The organism is Mycolicibacterium aromaticivorans JS19b1 = JCM 16368, assembly GCF_000559085.1.
Classification (GTDB): Bacteria; Actinomycetota; Actinomycetes; order Mycobacteriales; family Mycobacteriaceae; genus Mycobacterium; species Mycobacterium aromaticivorans.
The window spans coordinates 1,903,866-1,920,807 of the sequence record NZ_JALN02000001.1 but is presented as its reverse complement, the minus strand read 5'-3'; the positions used below and the strand labels follow the sequence as shown (position 1 = coordinate 1,920,807).

At 65.8% G+C, this 16,942-nt stretch carries 16 protein-coding genes and 4 tRNA genes; 12 read left to right on the top strand and 8 right to left on the bottom strand.

Annotation, left to right across the window (positions count from 1 at the left end; genetic code table 11):
* Nucleotides 1-58: 58 nt before the first annotated feature.
* From Y900_RS09285 to Y900_RS09275, 3 genes are all read right to left on the bottom strand, one after another.
* Nucleotides 59-1,543 carry a sugar transferase gene (locus tag Y900_RS09285; RefSeq protein WP_036341531.1) on the bottom strand — a complete coding sequence of 495 codons (1,485 nt, stop codon included), beginning with the start codon at nt 1,541-1,543 and terminating at the stop codon, nt 59-61.
* Nucleotides 1,544-1,641: 98 nt separating this feature from the next.
* Complete coding sequence (locus Y900_RS09280) at nt 1,642-2,307, bottom strand: GAF domain-containing protein (RefSeq protein ID WP_131536126.1); 666 nt, start codon at nt 2,305-2,307, stop codon at nt 1,642-1,644.
* Between the two features lie 84 nt (nt 2,308-2,391).
* Nucleotides 2,392-2,464: transfer RNA gene (locus Y900_RS09275), tRNA-Lys, on the bottom strand.
* A gap of 122 nt (nt 2,465-2,586) precedes the next feature.
* Here Y900_RS09275 and Y900_RS09270 point away from each other — a divergent pair.
* The 3 genes from Y900_RS09270 (at nt 2,587) to Y900_RS09260 (ending at nt 2,889) form a co-directional block, all read left to right on the top strand.
* Nucleotides 2,587-2,659, top strand: a tRNA-Glu gene (locus Y900_RS09270).
* Nucleotides 2,660-2,700: 41 nt separating this feature from the next.
* Nucleotides 2,701-2,777: transfer RNA gene (locus Y900_RS09265), tRNA-Asp, on the top strand.
* Between the two features lie 38 nt (nt 2,778-2,815).
* Nucleotides 2,816-2,889, top strand: a tRNA-Phe gene (locus tag Y900_RS09260).
* A 613-nt stretch (nt 2,890-3,502) separates the two neighbouring features.
* Here the strand turns inward: Y900_RS09260 and Y900_RS09255 are convergent.
* The 3 genes from Y900_RS09255 to Y900_RS09245 are packed head-to-tail and all read right to left on the bottom strand — an operon-like array spanning nt 3,503 to nt 5,316.
* On the bottom strand, nt 3,503-4,096 hold the full coding sequence (locus Y900_RS09255; protein ID WP_202807777.1) for a TetR/AcrR family transcriptional regulator: 594 nt from the start codon (nt 4,094-4,096) through the stop codon (nt 3,503-3,505).
* A complete protein-coding gene (locus Y900_RS09250; protein WP_051659976.1) occupies nt 4,096-4,578 on the bottom strand; it encodes a nitroreductase family deazaflavin-dependent oxidoreductase in 483 nt (160 codons plus the stop codon). Before Y900_RS09250 ends, Y900_RS09255 begins: the two co-directional genes overlap by 1 nt.
* A gap of 3 nt (nt 4,579-4,581) precedes the next feature.
* Nucleotides 4,582-5,316, bottom strand: coding sequence for an SDR family NAD(P)-dependent oxidoreductase (locus tag Y900_RS09245; RefSeq protein ID WP_036341529.1), 735 nt, complete (start codon nt 5,314-5,316; stop codon nt 4,582-4,584).
* A gap of 228 nt (nt 5,317-5,544) precedes the next feature.
* On the opposite strand from Y900_RS09245, the gene Y900_RS09240 reads away from it, so the two are divergent.
* The 6 genes from Y900_RS09240 to Y900_RS09215 all read left to right on the top strand — a co-directional run bounded on the left by Y900_RS09240 (nt 5,545) and on the right by Y900_RS09215 (nt 11,749).
* On the top strand, nt 5,545-6,561 hold the full coding sequence (locus Y900_RS09240; RefSeq protein WP_051659975.1) for a GlxA family transcriptional regulator: 1,017 nt from the start codon (nt 5,545-5,547) through the stop codon (nt 6,559-6,561).
* Nucleotides 6,562-6,793: 232 nt separating this feature from the next.
* Nucleotides 6,794-7,564 (top strand): SDR family NAD(P)-dependent oxidoreductase, encoded by a 771-nt coding sequence (locus Y900_RS09235; protein WP_036341526.1) that lies wholly within the window; start codon nt 6,794-6,796, stop codon nt 7,562-7,564.
* Nucleotides 7,561-8,385 carry an SDR family NAD(P)-dependent oxidoreductase gene (locus Y900_RS09230; RefSeq protein WP_036341522.1) on the top strand — a complete coding sequence of 275 codons (825 nt, stop codon included), beginning with the start codon at nt 7,561-7,563 and terminating at the stop codon, nt 8,383-8,385. Before Y900_RS09235 ends, Y900_RS09230 begins: the two co-directional genes overlap by 4 nt.
* Nucleotides 8,382-9,455, top strand: coding sequence for a phosphotransferase family protein (locus tag Y900_RS09225; RefSeq protein ID WP_036341519.1), 1,074 nt, complete (start codon nt 8,382-8,384; stop codon nt 9,453-9,455). Before Y900_RS09230 ends, Y900_RS09225 begins: the two co-directional genes overlap by 4 nt.
* Before the next feature lie 21 nt (nt 9,456-9,476).
* Nucleotides 9,477-10,811, top strand: coding sequence for a flavin-containing monooxygenase (locus Y900_RS09220; RefSeq protein ID WP_420329803.1), 1,335 nt, complete (start codon nt 9,477-9,479; stop codon nt 10,809-10,811).
* A complete protein-coding gene (locus Y900_RS09215; RefSeq protein ID WP_036341513.1) occupies nt 10,808-11,749 on the top strand; it encodes an alpha/beta hydrolase in 942 nt (313 codons plus the stop codon). The genes Y900_RS09220 and Y900_RS09215 overlap by 4 nt, the downstream gene beginning before the upstream one ends.
* Here the strand turns inward: Y900_RS09215 and Y900_RS09210 are convergent.
* A complete protein-coding gene (locus tag Y900_RS09210) occupies nt 11,703-12,524 on the bottom strand; it encodes a mycofactocin-coupled SDR family oxidoreductase (RefSeq protein ID WP_036341510.1) in 822 nt (273 codons plus the stop codon). The two genes, Y900_RS09215 and Y900_RS09210, sit on opposite strands and share 47 nt — an antisense overlap.
* On the bottom strand, nt 12,521-13,696 hold the full coding sequence (locus tag Y900_RS09205; RefSeq protein WP_036341509.1) for an acyl-CoA dehydrogenase family protein: 1,176 nt from the start codon (nt 13,694-13,696) through the stop codon (nt 12,521-12,523). The genes Y900_RS09210 and Y900_RS09205 overlap by 4 nt, the downstream gene beginning before the upstream one ends.
* Nucleotides 13,697-13,791: 95 nt before the next feature.
* Between Y900_RS09205 and fabG the strand changes: the two genes are divergently transcribed.
* Genes fabG through Y900_RS09190 form a run of 3 tightly spaced genes read left to right on the top strand, consistent with a single transcriptional unit; the run spans nt 13,792 to nt 16,942 of the window.
* Nucleotides 13,792-14,532: a 3-oxoacyl-ACP reductase FabG gene (fabG, locus tag Y900_RS09200; RefSeq protein WP_036341506.1), complete on the top strand. Its 741-nt coding sequence runs from the start codon at nt 13,792-13,794 to the stop codon at nt 14,530-14,532.
* A complete protein-coding gene (locus Y900_RS09195; protein ID WP_036341503.1) occupies nt 14,532-15,752 on the top strand; it encodes an acetyl-CoA C-acetyltransferase in 1,221 nt (406 codons plus the stop codon). The genes fabG and Y900_RS09195 overlap by 1 nt, the downstream gene beginning before the upstream one ends.
* Nucleotides 15,749-16,942 (top strand): acyl-CoA dehydrogenase family protein, encoded by a 1,194-nt coding sequence (locus Y900_RS09190; RefSeq protein ID WP_036341501.1) that lies wholly within the window; start codon nt 15,749-15,751, stop codon nt 16,940-16,942. The genes Y900_RS09195 and Y900_RS09190 overlap by 4 nt, the downstream gene beginning before the upstream one ends.

Sequence of the window (16,942 nt, the reverse complement as noted above, 5' to 3'; positions counted from 1 at the left end):
GGAGTTACCCGGTCCGGGTATTTTTCACACACCAGCTAACCGCGCCGTTATCGAAGCTTTACTCCGCGCGACGCAGCACCGCCGGAATCGTCAGCGCCAAGATCTTGAGGTCGAGCGCGATAGAGAAGTTCTCGATGTAGTAGTTGTCCCACTCGGCGCGATCGGCGATGGACGTCTGCCCACGTAAGCCGTGCACCTGAGCCCAGCCGGTGACACCGGCGCGAACCCGGTGCCGCTCGCCGTATCGCTGGATCTGCGCCTCGAAGAGTTCGACGAACTCCGGCCGTTCGGGCCGGGGACCCACCAAGCTCATCTCGCCCTTGAGCACGTTCAGGAACTGCGGCAGCTCGTCGAGTGATGTGGCGCGCAGAATTTTGCCGATCTTTGTGCGACGGTCGACACCCTCCACACCACCGGGCGCGGCGCCGGTCTTGAGCTGGAAAGCCGCATCGGCGGCGTCGGGTGCCCGCATGGTGCGGAATTTCAGACAGTCGAAGACGCGTCCGTCGCGGCCCACCCGTGGCTGGCGGAAGAAGATCGGCCCGGGCGAGCTCAGCTTCACCAGGAGCACCAGGGTGAGGAAGACCGGTGAGATAAACAGCAGCAGAAGGAAGGACATCACCCGGTCGAAGACGTGCTTGACGGTGAACTGCCAGCCGCGCGGGTTGGTGTGGGGCAGCGCCAGCAGTGGGGTGCCGCCGACGTGCTCGATTCGGGCCCGCTCGCCGATCGTGTCGAACATGCGCGGGACCACCCAGACCCGTAGGCCGTTCTGGTGGGCAGCCCGAACCACATGGGTGAGCACTTGGTCTTGGGTCCGGGAGAACGCGATGACAACGTTCTGCGCGCCGGTCTCTTGAATCGCCTTGTCGATGTTCTCCGGCGGGCCCAGGTAGGGGATATCGGGCCGCGGGTCGCCCGCCTGACCGAACCACGGTTCGGCGTCGATGATTCCGACCGGCCCGAGACCGTATTCCGGGAACTCTTCGAGGCGGTTGATGATGTGGCCGGCGACGCGACCGTTGCCGACGATGAGAGTCGGCGCCACGAGGTGATGGTGTCGCCGCAGGCTGCGCTGGACGATCACCCGGACCAGCCGGCCGAATGGCATCAGCACCGCGGCGCAGAGCCAGATCTTCAGCACGGTCGACCCCGGTCGACCGGACTCCTGGGTGAGCAGCATGCCGGCGAGCAGGAACATCGTGGAAATCGCGACTGTCGCTTCGATGGGCCCGATTTCATCGAGGAATTCCCGGTTCAGGCGACGCCGGTAGACCCCTCGCGCGGCGAGCGTGGCGACGACGACCGGTACGAACAAGATGGCCAACCACAGGTCCGGCGGATAATCGTTCCGGGACGTCGCCCACCACGCGCCGAGGGCGGTCGCGATCGACACCGAAAGAACGTCGATCGAGACGGTGATGATGGTGCTCAGCGGGTCGGTTCGAACCCGCTCGGCAAATGTTTTCTTCCGCGGCGCGTGTTTGCCGTTACCGGCCGGCGCGGTCGGCGAATTCTCGACCTGAAGAGTTCGTGTAGCCATGACCGCTCACTTCACCCACCGAACCACAGGTGGGACGCTACCCGATAGAACTACCCGTCGAGTCACATATCCCCCCGTGTGGCGAACTTTGGCAAAGATCACGTGTCGCGCGGCTCGGCCAGTAGCCGCTGGCGCGCGACGGCGGCGAGATCGTTGAGTATCTGAACCTGGCCGCTGGACCAGTGCCGCGGGCGAGTGTCCCACGTACAGAGTGTCCCCGCGACGTGGCCGTTGCCATCGATCAACGGAATACCGGCGTACGCCAGCACCCCTTCCTTGACGGCTGGATGGTCGGCCAGGAGAGGATGCGCTCGGGTGTCGTCGACCACCAGCGGCTCGCGGCTGGCGACGGTGAACTTGCAGATCGACATCTCGATCGGCCGCACTCGGGGCAGCTCTTCGTCGCTCGCGGTGCTACCCGCCAGCACCTGGCGGTCGGGGTACACGATGGACACCGCTGCCATCGGGGTGCCCAGCGCCTCGGCGGTCAGGACTGCCACGCGATCCAGCGTCGCGCTGCGGAAGTCGTCGTGGTTGCCCAGCCGCTTCAAAACCTCCAGGCGTTCGGGGTCCGACACGGCGTCGTCGACGATCGCGTCGACGGCGCTCTGCTCACCGGAAAGCTGGTCGACGACCGCTTGGACGGTCTGGTCGTGTTCGGGGCCGACGAGACGCGCGATCACATGCCTGCCGGTCTGCCGGTCGACGCCGTGGCGCGGTCCGTGCCCGGCGCCACCCTCGGGCTGCGAGGCCCCGTCACTCATGTCGTTCACGATAGGTCACCCCCGACGGTGACGGGCGATGTCAGAAAGGTCCGCTTCTGCGAAAACCCGTTCATTCCCCTGTTGTGCCCCCACCAGGGCTCGAACCTGGGACCTGCGGATTAAAAGTCCGTAGCTCTACCGACTGAGCTATAGGGGCGCGTCGCACACAATACTGCCTTCGGTGGTGGCCCTCGGTTTTGGGATTGAGCCTGTGGTGCCCTAAGCTAACGACGCTCTAACGTGCACTCGTTGTGAGTACCCCGAAGTGATTCGGTTCTGGCCCCCATCGTCTAGTGGCCTAGGACGCCGCCCTTTCACGGCGGTAGCACGGGTTCGAATCCCGTTGGGGGTACGCGCGACGACGGTAACGTCGGATGCGAGCAGTACGAGTAAGGCCCTGTGGCGCAGTTGGTTAGCGCGCCGCCCTGTCACGGCGGAGGTCGCGGGTTCGAGTCCCGTCAGGGTCGCCATGTGTGTGGTGAGGCATTGGATTGACGCAGTGCCTTCCGGCCAGGTAGCTCAGTTGGTACGAGCGTCCGCCTGAAAAGCGGAAGGTCGCCGGTTCGATCCCGGCCCTGGCCACTCAAAGTTCGTGCAGTACAGACGACTTCACTCCCCATTGCGCCGCTTTTGGCTTCAGACCACGGACGGGTGTGACTGGCAAGCCCTGAGTGGCCCGTCAGCACCGCGCCCTCACACACGAACTTGCTCGGGCGTACTCCCGTCGGGCCCGCCTAATGACCGGCCGCGGCAGAAGTGGTGGTAATCGGCTCCGGCCCGACGGTCACACCAACTTGCATGGTGGTAGGCGCCGTAGCCGTTGCATTGCCCGTCGCGCAGTTGCCACTGCAACTAGCCACGACGCCTGCGGTTGGACCTGCCGGTATTCCCGACTCTACGGCGATTGTTGCCATCACCGCGAAAGCTCCCACTGCCAGAGTGGCAGCCAGGGATTTGAATACGAATGATCGATTGATCGGCTGCATGTGCTAATCGTCCAGATTTCCCTGAGATGGGCCTCACAGCGCTCTGGCGGTCCACTGTGTATTCGCGGGCATACTTCCGGTGCGGGATCCAACGCCCTCAGCGGCGAGCGCCGCGAGCTGCGCATCGAGGTCTTGGCCCATGGACGCGGTTCCTCGCTTGTGTTGGTCGTCATGACGCAGTCATCGGTGATCGTCTCGACTGAGGCTGGTCAGAGCAGGGCGGCATCGAGCAACGCCGCGACCGCGGCGCGCGCTGCGACGGTAATGGAGGGGTCGCGGTCCAACTGCCCGCTGATGATGGCGCCGTCGTAGAGCAGGTGGAGTTGACGTCCCAAGGTCGTGGGGTCGGGCGCTCCGGTTTCTGTGGCAAGGCGGGTGAACAGTGCGCGGATGTCGGCGCGGTAGGAGTCCACTGCGTCTTCGACCAATCCCCCCGGTGGTGCCTCCGCGCCGGCCGACATGAACGCGCAGCCACGAAAGGTGGGCTGCGCGATCATGTCAGCTTGGGCGTCGAAGACTGCGAACACCCGTGCAACAGGGTCGCTGTGGCGTTCGACGGCGGCGTGGAGGCGAGCGGTCGTCCGCTCGTGGCGCGCGTCGAGATAGGCGCGCACCAACTCCTCTTTGCTTCCGAAGGTGTTGTACAGCGATGCCTTGGCCACCCCGGCTCGTTCGATGACGCGGTCGATGCCCACGGTCTGGACGCCTTCGTCGTAGAACAGTTCGTCGGCCGCCTCGAGTAAGCGTTGACGCGCCGAACGGCGAGGCGGTGACGTCGGCATCGGTCCAGTGGTGGGGGCCATCAGCTCTCGCCGTTCCATTCGCCGCCGACTTCGGTTGTAGTAACAGGTGTTTCGACGGGCTCCAACAGCATTACCGGGATTTCGCGGCTGCCGGCCATGGCTCGGTACTCCGGGAAGTGCGGCCAGAAGCGTTCGGCGATTTCCCACCAGTGAGCCTTTTCCGCACCCCGGACTTCCCTGGCATGCAATTGATAGATGGTCGCGCCGTCCTGCAATGTCACCTGCGGGTGAGCGATGATGTTGCGGTACCACGCCGGGTGGCTGGTGGCGCCCGCGGCCGATGCCACTGCGACGTAGGTGTCACCCTCTTTGATCCGCATCACCGGGTTCTTACGGATGCTGCCCGTCTTGGCCCCGATGGTGGTCAAAATGACCACTGGTCGGTCCTCCAACGTTGCGCCCTCTCGGCCATTGGTGGCTTCGTAGAGTGCGACTTGCTCGCGAACCCGATCGCTGGGGCTCGGCTGGTAGATACCGGTCATGATCTACACCGCCGTCCGGCCACCGTCGACGGGAATGACGACCCCGGTGATGTAACTCGCCTTGTCGGAGGCCAGGAATGCGATGACCTCGGAGATCTCCTGCGGTTGCGCACCGCGATCGAGCAATGTGGTCGTCGCCAGGCTTTCGATCAGCTCACGTTTGGACTCAGCGGTGAACACCGGGCCCGGGGCCACCGTGTTGACCCGCACCCCCGACGGGCTGAACTCGGCCGCCCAGGCCCGAGTCATCGCGGTCAGGGCGGCCTTCGTCGCGCCATAGGCCGCCCCGCCGGCCAGCCCGATATGTCCGGCCATGCTGTCCACGCTGATAATGCTGCCGTGCCCCCGCTTGGCCATCCCGGGTGCCAGTGCCGCTACAAGTTGGTAGGCGGCACGGACATTGCTGTCGAAGAGATGGTCGAAGGTCTCGGTATCCAGGTCGGCGCTCGGACCAAACCAGGAAATGCCGCCGTTGTTGACCAGTACCTCCACTTCACCGGCTTCGGCAGCCAACGCAGTCACGGCATCGGCGTCAGCCAAGTCCGCTGCTACGAAGCGGGCATGCCCACCCTTGTCCTCGATCTCCTTGACCGTGGCCGCGCCGCGCCCGGGGTCACGGCCGTGCACGATCACCTCGAACCCATCGCGTGCCAGGTCGAGCGCAACCGCCCGACCGATGCCCGATGTCGCGCCAGTCACCAACGCCACGGGTGGCCGACCGTTTGAATGCTCCGCCATGACGACTCCTTTATTGAGTAGACCTGTCTGTCTAGTATTCGGACTACGGGAGGAACACAGCTGTGTCTCTGTCGATTCCCGAGGAGCTCTATTTCGTCTCCTGACGTAATCATGGATGGCTCGATACGCTGTCGTCACACGGATCGGGCCAGAGATGCCACGGATCGGGCCGACCTGTCTGTCTAACGGGAGATGCGAGCCCGGTCGACGACTCTCGGAGGAGACTGATTGACCACCGCGCAGGGTCCGAGCACTTCACGGGGTCGCGACAAGCACGTCATCGCGGTCTTGGTGGTCGCGGATTCGGTAGCGCTGGAAGTTGCTGTGGCACAACAGATCTTCGGCCCACCCATGCCAGCGCTCGCGGAGGTCATCTCCGACCTGGAGAGCCCCTACGAAGTCGTTCTGTGCGGCGAGCACCCTCGCTATCTGTTGCCATCCGGGTTGGAGGTGGGTCACCTCGCGAGCCTTGACGCGATGAACACTGCCGACACCGTTATCGTGCCCGGCGTGGCAGAACCGCTGACTCGACGCAGCGGACCCGTGCTCGCCAGTCTGGACTGCGCATATCGAGCTGGTGCGCGCATGGTGTCTTTCTGCGGCGGTGCATTTCTGCTGGCTCAAGCCGGAATCTTGGATTCTCGCCGCGCCACGACCCACTGGATCCTGACCAAGGAGTTCCGGGACGCGTTTCCCCGCGTGCGCCTGGACACCGATCACCTGTACATCGACGACGGACCCGTGCACACCTCTGGCGGCATCTTCTCGGCCACCGACCTCTCTTTGCATCTGATCGCTCTCGACCGTGGGCAAGCCATCGCCAACGACACCGGCCGCATCTTGGTGAGCCCTCCCTACCGGCCGGGGGGCCAGTCGCAATTCGTAAAGGACTCCATCCGAATCGACCATGACTCGCCGACCACCGCTCTCCTGCAGTGGATCCGCGACCACCTCGATCAACCCATAACTCTGGCCGAACTGGCCAAACGCCAACACATCAGCCAACGCAGCCTGGTACGTCACTTCCGTGCGACCACCGGAATGAGCGTGTTCGACTGGATCACCCGCGAGCGCATCAACCGGGCCAAAGTCCTCCTGGAAACAACGGACTTCCGAATCGGAGAAGTCGCCGCCATGGTCGGCTTCGGCACCTCAGAAACCCTGCGGCGCAACTTCGACAAAGCCGTGGGAATCACCGCCAGCGAATACCGCCACACCTTCCAATCCCCATCGCGCCAGCACTGAGTCCGCTATTCCTGCTGGCGGCTTTACCGGGTCACCGTCGCCGGCCGGAGAAACCCGCGCAAGCGCCTTGGTCGCCGACTCGGCGCCGCGGCTGGACGGCCTTGACTCTGGTATCGGAGTCTGGCGGCCAACCGGTCGCGCCGTCCGGACGCCGCTCTACCGCGACTCTTGCCGTATCACTTACAGTAGACACGACTTGAGCGAACCCGCGCGAGCGTTCACAGGAGGCGGGATGTCGGAGAAAGCAGCGCAACGTGCGGTTGTCGTCGGCGGTGCATCGGGCATCGGCTGGGCGGTTGCGCGGGGACTGGCCGCCACCGGGCGACAGGTGACGATAGCCGACCGAAACGCCGAGGGCGCCGCGCAGCGGGCCGCCGAACTCGGCGCACCGCATGACGCCACCGGTGTGGATGTCACCGACGAAGCGAGTGTCGCAGCACTGTTCGAGGGCGTCGGAGCCGTCGACATGGTGGTGAACACCGCCGGATTCGGTGGCTTCGGCCGCATCACCGAGCTGGCCGTCGAGGACTTCCGCTCGATCGTCGACTGCTGCCTCACCGGTGCGTTCATCGTGATGAAGCACGCCGGACGCCAACTGCGCGAGGGCGGCTCGCTGGTCTCGATCACCTCGCTCAACGCCCGGCTCGCCGCCCCGGGTATGAGCGCCTACTGCTCGGCCAAAGCCGGACTGGCCATGCTGACCCAGGTGGCCGCGCTCGAGATGGGGCCGCGCGGCATCCGGGTCAACGCCGTCTCGCCCGGCTTCGTCCACACCCCGCTGACCGAACTGGTGACCATGGCCGACGGCGTCCTCGAGGACTACCTCGAGAACACCCCGCTCGGCCGGGTCGGCGTGCCCGAGGACGTTGCCGAAGCGGTGCTGTTCCTCTGCTCGGACCAGGCCTCCTGGCTCACCGGCGAGGTCCTGGACCTCAACGGCGGCGCCCACCTCAAGCGCTATCCCGACGTGCTCGCCCACGTCGACCGGATGGCCTCGGCGTGACGCGGTTCGCGGGCAAGCAGGCGGTCGTCACCGGGGCCGGCTCGGGAATCGGTGCGGCACTGTGCCGAGCGCTGGCCCACGCCGGCGCCGACGTGCTGTGCACCGACATCGACGGCAACGCCGCCGAACGCACCGCCGCCTCGCTGAGCAAGCGGGGGACCGCGCTGCAACTCGACGTCACCGACGCCGCCGCCATGCAGCAGGCGGTCGATGGTGTCGTCGAGCACGCAGGCCGAATCGACCTGCTGTTCAACAACGCAGGCATCACCTGGGGCGGCGACACCGAACTGCTCACCCTGGACCAGTGGAACAGCATTATCGACGTGAACATCCGCGGTGTCGTGCACGGGGTGCACGCGGCCTACCCGCAGATGGTCCGCCAGCGCAGTGGCCACATCATCAACACCGCATCGATGGCGGGTCTGGCCGCCGCCGGCCGGATCACCAGCTACGTGATGACAAAGCACGCGGTCGTCGGTCTGTCGCTGGCACTGCGCACCGAAGCCCTCGGCCGCGGGGTCGGGGTGCTGGCCATCTGCCCGACCGCGGTGGACACCCCGATTCTCGACAAAGGCTGGCTCGGCGACTTCAACGGCCGCGAGTTCTACCGAATGGGCCAGCGCAATGAGACTTTCTATAGCCCGGACCGGTTGGCCGCCGATACGCTGCGGGCCATCGAACGCAACAAGGCCCTCCTGGTCGCACCTCGCCAGGCCCGCGCGGCATGGCTTTTCGCGCGGCTGGCACCCGGCTTGCTCGACCGGATGGCTGTGCGCTTCGTCGACCGACAACGCTCCGACGGAAGGCAGCCCACACCATGAGCGCCGCGACCGCGATCCCTCGCTATCCCACCGATGTCACCAGCGATTGGCTGGCCGGCGTCCTGCGCAGTTCCGGCTCGGCGGCCGAGGTCGACGCCGTCGAGGTGGCTCCGGTGGGCACCGGTCAGACGGGCGCGACGTTCCGCCTCACGGCCACTTATGCCGGCAACCCGGACAACCTGCCGGGCAGCTTCATCCTGAAACTGCCCGCCAACGACGACGCCGTCCGGGACCGGGTGACACTGGGTTACCGCAGCGAGTGCGCGTTCTATCAATCCGTCGCCGAGCTGGTGACCATCCCGATCCCGCAGTGCTACCACGTCGAGATCGCCGATGATGGAGCCAGTTACGCCCTGTTGCTGGCCGATCAGGCCCCAGCCGTTCAGGGCGATCAGATCGCCGGCTGCGATCTGCCCGAGGCCCGCCTGGCGGTGCGCGCGCTGGCGGGTCTGCACGGACCGACCTGGTGCGACGAACGCTGGCAGACCTTCCCCGGGCTGGCGATGTCGGTCGTCGGGGAGGACGCCATCCGGGGTCTCGGCGACATCTCGAAAATGGCCGCAGGCATCACCATCGACAAACTCGGATCCAGGCTGAACACGCAGGACGCCGAAACATTGGTAGCAGCAATGGATCTGGTGACACCATGGTTGCTGAACGCCCCGGACCGGTTTGCGCTGCTGCACGGTGACTACCGACTGGACAACCTGCTCTTCGACGGTGACCGGGTCAGCGTGGTCGACTGGCAGACCCTCGGTGTCGGGCTGGCAGGCCGCGACCTGGCGTACTTCACCGGAACCAGCCTGGAGCCCGCGCTGCGGGCCGAGGCGGAGCGGGATCTCGTCGCGGACTACCACCGGGCCCTGCTCGACACCGGGGTCAGCGACTACGACGCGGCCACCTGCTGGCACGACTACCTTCTGGGGATGATTCAGGTTCCGCTGATCTCCGCGCTGGGTTGTGCGTTCGCGGTGGAAACCGAACGCGGCGACGACATGATGGCCGCGATGCTGCGCCGGGGCTGCGCCGCCATCCGCGACCTGGGCACACTAGAGCTCGTCACAAGCTAGGAGTACACGTTGGGCGAATCCATGCCGCGCACCGCGGTCATCGGCGCGGGCGTCAGCGGGCTGACCTCGGGCAAAATGCTCAAGGACTATGGCGTGCCCTACACCACCTTCGAGCTGTCCGACCGCATCGGCGGCAACTGGGCCTTCGCCAACCCCAACGGATTGAGCAGTGCCTACCGGTCGCTGCACATCGACACCTCCAAACAGCGGTTGTCCTTCCGGGACTTTCCGATTCCCGAACACTTCCCGTCGTTCCCGCACCACAGCGACATCAAGACCTACCTCGACTCCTACGCCGACACCTTCGGGCTGGAAGAGAACATCGAGTTCAACAACGGCGTCGCGCACGCCGGCCTGAACTCCGACGGTCGCTGGGACATCACCGACCAGAAGGGCCAGACGTGGGAGTTCGACCTGCTGGTCGTCGGCAACGGCCACCACTGGGACGCCCGCTACCCGAACTTCCCCGGTGAATTCACCGGCGAGACAATCCATTCCCATCACTACATCGATCCGCAGACCCCGCTGAATCTGACTGGTAAACGAATCTTGGTGGTCGGTATCGGCAACAGCGCCGCCGACATCACCGTCGAGTTGTCATCGCGGACCCTGCAGAACACGGTGACGCTGTCGACACGGTCAAGCGCCTGGATCGTGCCCAAATATATCGCCGGGCGGCCCGGTGACAGCGTCTGGCAGACATCGCCCTACATCCCGTTGTCGTGGCAGCGCAAGGCCGTTCAGCTGCTGGCGCCCGCGATGGGCATCAACCCTACGCTGTACGGGCTGCCCGCACCGAACCACAAGCTGTTCGAGGCGCATCCCACGCAGTCGGTGGAGCTCCCGCTGCGGCTGGGGTCCGGTGACGTCATCCCGAAGCCCAACGTGAGCCGACTCGACGGGGACACCGTCCACTTCGATGACGGCACCAGCGGGGTGTTCGACGTCATCGTCTACGCCACCGGTTACAACATCACGTTCCCGTTCTTCGATCCGGAGTTCATCAACGCGCCGGACAACGCCATCCGCCTGTACAAGCGAATGTTCAAGCCGGGTATGGACAATCTGGTGTTCATCGGCTTCGCCCAGGCGGTGCCGACGCTGTTTCCGTTCATCGAATGCCAAGCGAAGCTGCTGGCCGCCTACGCGGTGGGACGCTATGCGCTGCCACCGGCCGCCGAGATGGAACGGGTGATCGACGCCGATCAGGAGCTCTACGTGGGGCATTGCACCGACCGGCCGCGGCACACCCAGCAGGTCGACTACTTCCACTACGACCACGACATCCGCACCAGGGAACTGCCTGCCGGCATGAAACGTGCCGAACTGGCGCGTCGCCGAAAGGTGGCCGTATGACCCGCACCGACGTCGGCTTCGATTCGGCTGGCGTGCGCTGCAGCGCATGGCATTTCGCCGGCCAGGGGGATTCTCTCGCTGGCCCGGCCGGGCGTCCGGTGGTGGTGATGGGCCACGGCTTCGGCGGGACCAAGGACTCCGGACTGGAGCCGTTCGCCCAGCGGATCAGTGCCGCAGGCGTGGACGTGCTGGCTTTCGACTACCGTGGCTTCGGGGCGTCGGAAGGTGAACCGCGGCAGACGGTTTCAGTCGCTGCGCAGATCGCCGACTTCGAGGCCGCGACCGCCGCGGCGAAGCGGCTTCCCGGCGTCGACCCGAATCGCATTGTGCTGTGGGGATCGTCGATGTCGGGTGGTCACGTGATCCGAGTTGCCGCCGACGACGCGAAAGTCGCGGGTGTGATCGCGATGACGCCCTTGACCAGTGGAGTAGCCGTCAGTCGTGCGGCCGTCGAACACCGCGATGTCGGGCAGGCGTTGAAATGGACGGCGGTGGGCCTCAAGAGCCGAATCGACGTGTCACGCGGCCGCCGTCCGACACTAATGCCCCTGGTCGGTCGGCCCGGTGAGCCGGGAGCGCTGGCCCTGGATGGCGCCTACGAGAGCTACACCGCGATGGCCGGGCCGACCTGGCGGAACGAGGTCGACTCCGCGGTGGGCCTGCAGATCGCATCCATCCGAACGTCGGACGCCGCCAAGCGGTTACGGTGCCCGCTGCTGGTGCAGGTCGCCGATTTCGACCGCTACGTGCCTGCCGAATCGGTGGTCAAGACCGCGGTGCTGGGCCGGGGTCAGGTGCATCACTATCCCTGTGACCATTTCGACGTGTGGCCCGGTCACGACTGGTTCGAGAAGGCCGCCGGCGACCAGGTGGCCTTCCTGACCCGTACCCTCAGTACTTCGTCGAGCCCTGATCTACTGAAATCGCCTCAGCGGTAATAAGTTTCGCGTCGTCGCTGGCCAGGAAGCAGACCGTGTCGGCGATGTCCTCCGGCTCGGCGATGTAGATGGGCAGGAACGGCAGCATCATGGTCTGCAGCGCCGGGTTGGTCTCCATCGCCTTGCCCAGTTCGGCCACCATGTCGCCGGTGCCCATGTCGGTGTTGACCGGACCCGGGTGAACGCTGTTGACCCTGATGTTGTGCTTGCCGAGCTCGGCGGCGAATGCCCTGGCCATCCCGGTGACGGCGTGCTTGCTTGCGGTGTAGTGCACCATGAACGGCTGCAGCTTGATCCCGGCCGCCGAGCTGATCAGGATGATGGAACCGCCAGCGCCACCCTCCACGATCGAGGGCGCACCAGCCATCACGGTGTTCCACGTGCCGGTCACGTTGACGTCCATGACATCCCGGAAGGCTTCCGGGGTGATCTGGTCCCACGCCGCCGGCGAGGTGATGCCCGCGTTCGCGACGATGATGTCGAGGCGGCCCAGCGTGGCCACGCCGTCGCGCACCGTGTCTTTGAGCCCGTCGAGATCGCGAGTGTCCACCGCCGCCGACACGATCCGTTGTCCGGTGGCCTCGACCAGTCGCACGGTCTCGGCGAGGTCTTCCGGCGTGGCCGGGTTGTACGGAACACAGTCGGGTAGCTTGCCTGCGATGTCGACGGCGATGATGTCGGCACCCTCCCCGGCCATCTTCACCGCATGCGCGCGGCCCTGCCCGCGGGCGGCTCCGGTGACGAATGCGACTTTGCCGCTGAGCTTTCCCGTCATGCTTTGCGCTGCGCTTCCTTGACTAGTCCGCCGCCCACGATGAGGCGCTGAATCTCGCTGGTGCCCTCGTACAGCCGTAACAGTCGGACCTCGCGATAGATCCGCTCGACAGGCACACCGCGCATGTACCCTGCGCCGCCGTGTACCTGAACCGCGAGATCGGCTACGTTGCCGGCCATCTCGGTGCAGAACAGCTTGGCCACCGACGGCGCGATCCTGCGGTCTTCGTCGTCCACCCATTTGCGGGCCGCGTCGCGCACGAGTGCGCGTCCGGCCATCACTCCGGTCTGCTGATCGGCCAGCATCGCCTGCACCAGTTGGAAAGTGCCGATCGGCGTGCCGCCCTGGGTCGCCGTTGCCGCGTAGCTGACGGACTCGTCGAGCGCGCGCTGGGCGGAACCGACCGCCAGCGCGGCGATGTGGATGCGGCCGCGGGCCAGCGAGGTCATCGCCGCGCGGTAACCGATGTCCTCACTACCGCCGATCAGGGTGTCGTCGCCGACCCGCACGTCGGTGAAGTTCACATCGGAGGTCCAGGCACCCTCCTGACCCATCTTGGCGTCCTTGACCCCGATCTCGACGCCTGGGGTATCCGCGGGGACCAGGAAGACAGCGATCCCGGCGCCGTTCTCATCGGCAGGCCGGGTCCGGGCGAACACGATGAACAGGTCCGCCACCGGGGCGTTGGTGATGTACTGCTTGCGGCCGTTGATCACCCAACTCGTCGCGTCCCGAACGGCTTTCGTCTTCAGGCCGGACGGGTTGGACCCGGCACCCGGCTCGGTGAGCGCGAACGACGCGACCACGTCGCCGGAGGCGATCGGCTCCAGCCAGCGCGACTTCTGCTCGTCGGTGCCGAACCCGACGAGGACCTGACCGGCTATACCGTTGTTGGTGCCGAACATCGACCGCAGGGCAAGGCTGGTGTAACCCAGTTCCATGGCGAGCTCGACATCCTGGGCGATGTTCAGGCCGAGGCCACCCCATTCCTGCGGGATGGCGTAGCCGAACAGACCCATCGCTTTGGCTTGGTCGCGCAGGTCGTCTGGCACCTTGTCCTCAGCGAGGATCTCCGCCTCGCGGGGGACCACGGCGGTACGCACGAACTGACGGGTCTGAGCCAGGATCTCGCGGAAGTCGTCGTCGCTGACGTCGGTCGTCGGGCCGGTCATCAGGCTCCTTGGGTCGGGGGCGCTGCCTGGCGCGATCATATATGAAATATGATGTTGCCCATTCGGGGGTCCGTTCGAGGAACTTAGGAGTTCACATGTCGCTGCTGGCCGGCCAGACCGCGGTCATCACCGGTGGAGCGCAAGGCCTCGGCTTTGCGATCGCGGAGCAGTTCATCGCCGAGGGCGCCCGCGTCATACTCGGTGACCTCAATCTCGACGCCACCGAGGAGGCGGTCACCAAACTCGGTGGTGCCGACGTCGCCCGTGCGGTGAAATGCAACGTCACCTCCTATGCCGACATCGACGCACTTGTCGACGCCGCCGTCGAACAGTTCGGCCGCTTCGACATCATGGTGAACAACGCCGGCATCACTCGCGACGCGACGCTGCGCAAGATGACCGAGGACGAGTTCGACCAGGTGATCTCGGTGCATCTGAAGGGCACCTGGAACGGGCTGAAGAAGGCGTCGACGGTGATGCGTGAGCAGAAGAGCGGCGCGATCGTGAACATGTCGTCGATCTCCGGCAAGGTCGGCATGATCGGGCAGACCAACTACTCGGCGGCCAAGGCCGGCATCGTCGGCATGACCAAGGCGGCCTCCAAGGAACTGGCCCATCTCGGCGTGCGGGTCAACGCCATCCAGCCGGGATTGATCCGGTCGGCGATGACCGAGGCCATGCCGCAACGCATCTGGGATTCCAAGGTGGCCGAGGTGCCGATGGGCCGTGCGGGTGAGCCGTCCGAGGTCGCCAAGGTGGCGCTGTTCCTGGCGTCTGACCTGTCGTCGTACATGACCGGAACGGTCCTCGAGGTCACCGGCGGACGGCACCTCTGATGCCCAGAACCGCCGTCATCTGTGAGCCGGTCCGCACGCCGATCGGCCGCTACGGCGGCATGTTCGCCTCGCTGACGGCCGTCGATCTCGGGGTGGCCGCGCTCACCGGTCTGCTGGCCCGCACCGGGATCGCACCCGACGCCGTCGAGGACGTGATCCTCGGCCACTGTTATCCGAACAGCGAGGCACCGGCGATCGGCCGCGTCGTCGCACTCGACGCCGGCCTGCCGGTGACTGTGCCCGGTATGCAGGTGGACCGGCGCTGCGGTTCGGGTCTGCAGGCCGTGATCCAGGCGTGTCTCCAAGTCGCTTCGGGGGACAACGATCTCGTCATCGCCGGTGGCGCGGAGAGCATGAGCAATGTCGCCTTCTACTCGACCGATATGCGGTGGGGTGGCGGCCGCACCGGGGTGCAGGTGCACGACGGTCTGGCCCGCGGGCGCACGACGGCCGGCGGCAAGCACCATCCGGTGCCGGGTGGCATGCTCGAGACCGCCGAGAACCTGCGCCGCGAGTACTGCATTTCCCGCCAGGAGCAGGACGAGCTGGCGGTGGCGTCCCATCAGCGCGCGGTCGCCGCGCAAAAGGACGGCATCCTGGCCGAGGAGATCATTCCCGTCACGGTCACCAGTCGCCGCGGTGAGGACGTGATCGACACCGATGAGCATCCCCGCGCCGACACGACCCTCGAATCGCTGAGGAAGCTCAAACCGGTTCTGCTGAAGCAGGATCCGGAGGCCACTGTCACCGCGGGCAACTCCAGCGGGCAGAACGACGCCGCGTCGATGTGCATCGTGACCACGCCGGAGAAAGCCGCCGAACTAGGTCTGACTCCGCTGGTGCGGCTGGTGTCGTGGGCGTCGGCGGGGGTGGGGCCCGAGGTGATGGGCATCGGTCCGGTGCCTGCCACCGGGGCGGCGTTGGCCAAAGCCGGTGTGACGCTGGGTGACATCGACCTCATCGAACTCAACGAGGCCTTCGCCGCCCAGGCGTTGGCCTGCATGAAGGCCTGGAACTTCACCGCTGCCGACCATGAGCGCACCAACGTCCACGGCTCGGGGATCTCGCTCGGGCATCCGGTTGGCGCAACTGGCGGCCGGATGCTCGCGACATTGGCACGGGAACTACACCGGCGCGACGCGCGCTACGGCCTGGAAACGATGTGCATCGGCGGCGGCCAGGGCCTGGCCGCGGTGTTCGAAAGGGTGGACGCACGATGACCCGTATTGCTCAGACCCTCGGCCTGACCGAGGTGCAAACCGAAATCATCTCCACGGTGCGGCAATTCGTCGACAAGGAGATCATTCCCCACGCCCAGGAGCTGGAGCACGCCGACACCTACCCGCAGGCCATCGTCGACCAGATGCGGGAGATGGGTCTGTTCGGGCTGATGATCCCGGAGGAGTACGGCGGGCTGGGGGAGTCGCTGCTCACCTACGCGCTGTGTGTCGAGGAACTGGCCCGCGGCTGGATGAGCGTGTCGGGGGTGATCAACACCCACTTCATCGTCGCCTACATGATCCGCCAGCACGGCACCGACGAGCAGAAGCAGCGCTTTCTGCCCAGGATGGCCACCGGCGAGATCCGCGGCGCGTTCTCGATGTCGGAGCCCGAGCTGGGTTCCGATGTCGCCGCGATCCGTACCAAGGCGAAGAATAACGGCGACGGCACCTACACCATCGACGGCCAGAAGATGTGGCTGACCAACGGTGGCAGCTCGACTCTGGTGGCGGCGCTGGTGCGCACCGACGAGGGCGCCGACAAGCCGCACCGCAACCTGACCGCGTTCCTGATCGAAAAGCCCTCCGGTTTCGGCGAAGTCGCGGCGGGCCTGACGATCCCCGGCAAGCTCGACAAGCTCGGCTACAAGGGCATCGACACCACCGAGCTGATCTTCGACGGCTACGTTGCCAGCGCCGACGACGTTTTGGGCGCCAAGCCCGGCCAGGGTTTCTTCCAGATGATGGACGGTGTCGAGGTCGGCCGGGTCAATGTGTCGGCCCGCGCCTGCGGTGTCGGCATCCGCGCTTTCGAGCTGGCCGTCCGGTATGCCCAGCAGCGCGCCACGTTCGGTAAGCCGATCGCCGAGCATCAGGCCATCGCGTTCCAACTGGCCGAGATGGCCACCAAAGTCGAGGCCGCACATCTGATGATGGTGAACGCCGCGCGGCTGAAGGACTCCGGGGAGCGCAACGACGTCGCGGCCGGCATGGCGAAGTATCTCGCGAGCGAGTTCTGCGCCGAGGTCACTCAGCAGAGCTTCCGCATCCACGGCGGTTACGGGTACTCCAAGGAGTACGAGATCGAGCGGTTGATGCGCGATGCGCCGTTCCTGCTCATCGGCGAGGGCACCAGCGAGATCCAGAAGAACATCATCAGCAAGCGGCTGCTGGCCGACTACCGGATCTGA

Coding starts and splice junctions, on each gene's coding strand:
- Y900_RS09195 (WP_036341503.1), top strand. CDS start 14,532: ATGCCCAGAACCGCCGTCATCTGTGAGCCGGTCCGCACGCCGATCGGC.
- Y900_RS09255 (WP_202807777.1), bottom strand. CDS start 4,096: ATGGCCCCCACCACTGGACCGATGCCGACGTCACCGCCTCGCCGTTCG.
- Y900_RS09205 (WP_036341509.1), bottom strand. CDS start 13,696: ATGACCGGCCCGACGACCGACGTCAGCGACGACGACTTCCGCGAGATC.
- Y900_RS09280 (WP_131536126.1), bottom strand. CDS start 2,307: ATGAGTGACGGGGCCTCGCAGCCCGAGGGTGGCGCCGGGCACGGACCG.
- Y900_RS09215 (WP_036341513.1), top strand. CDS start 10,808: ATGACCCGCACCGACGTCGGCTTCGATTCGGCTGGCGTGCGCTGCAGC.
- Y900_RS09235 (WP_036341526.1), top strand. CDS start 6,794: ATGTCGGAGAAAGCAGCGCAACGTGCGGTTGTCGTCGGCGGTGCATCG.
- Y900_RS09190 (WP_036341501.1), top strand. CDS start 15,749: ATGACCCGTATTGCTCAGACCCTCGGCCTGACCGAGGTGCAAACCGAA.
- fabG (WP_036341506.1), top strand. CDS start 13,792: ATGTCGCTGCTGGCCGGCCAGACCGCGGTCATCACCGGTGGAGCGCAA.
- Y900_RS09210 (WP_036341510.1), bottom strand. CDS start 12,524: ATGACGGGAAAGCTCAGCGGCAAAGTCGCATTCGTCACCGGAGCCGCC.
- Y900_RS09225 (WP_036341519.1), top strand. CDS start 8,382: ATGAGCGCCGCGACCGCGATCCCTCGCTATCCCACCGATGTCACCAGC.
- Y900_RS09220 (WP_420329803.1), top strand. CDS start 9,477: ATGCCGCGCACCGCGGTCATCGGCGCGGGCGTCAGCGGGCTGACCTCG.
- Y900_RS09285 (WP_036341531.1), bottom strand. CDS start 1,543: ATGGCTACACGAACTCTTCAGGTCGAGAATTCGCCGACCGCGCCGGCC.
- Y900_RS09250 (WP_051659976.1), bottom strand. CDS start 4,578: ATGACCGGTATCTACCAGCCGAGCCCCAGCGATCGGGTTCGCGAGCAA.
- Y900_RS09245 (WP_036341529.1), bottom strand. CDS start 5,316: ATGGCGGAGCATTCAAACGGTCGGCCACCCGTGGCGTTGGTGACTGGC.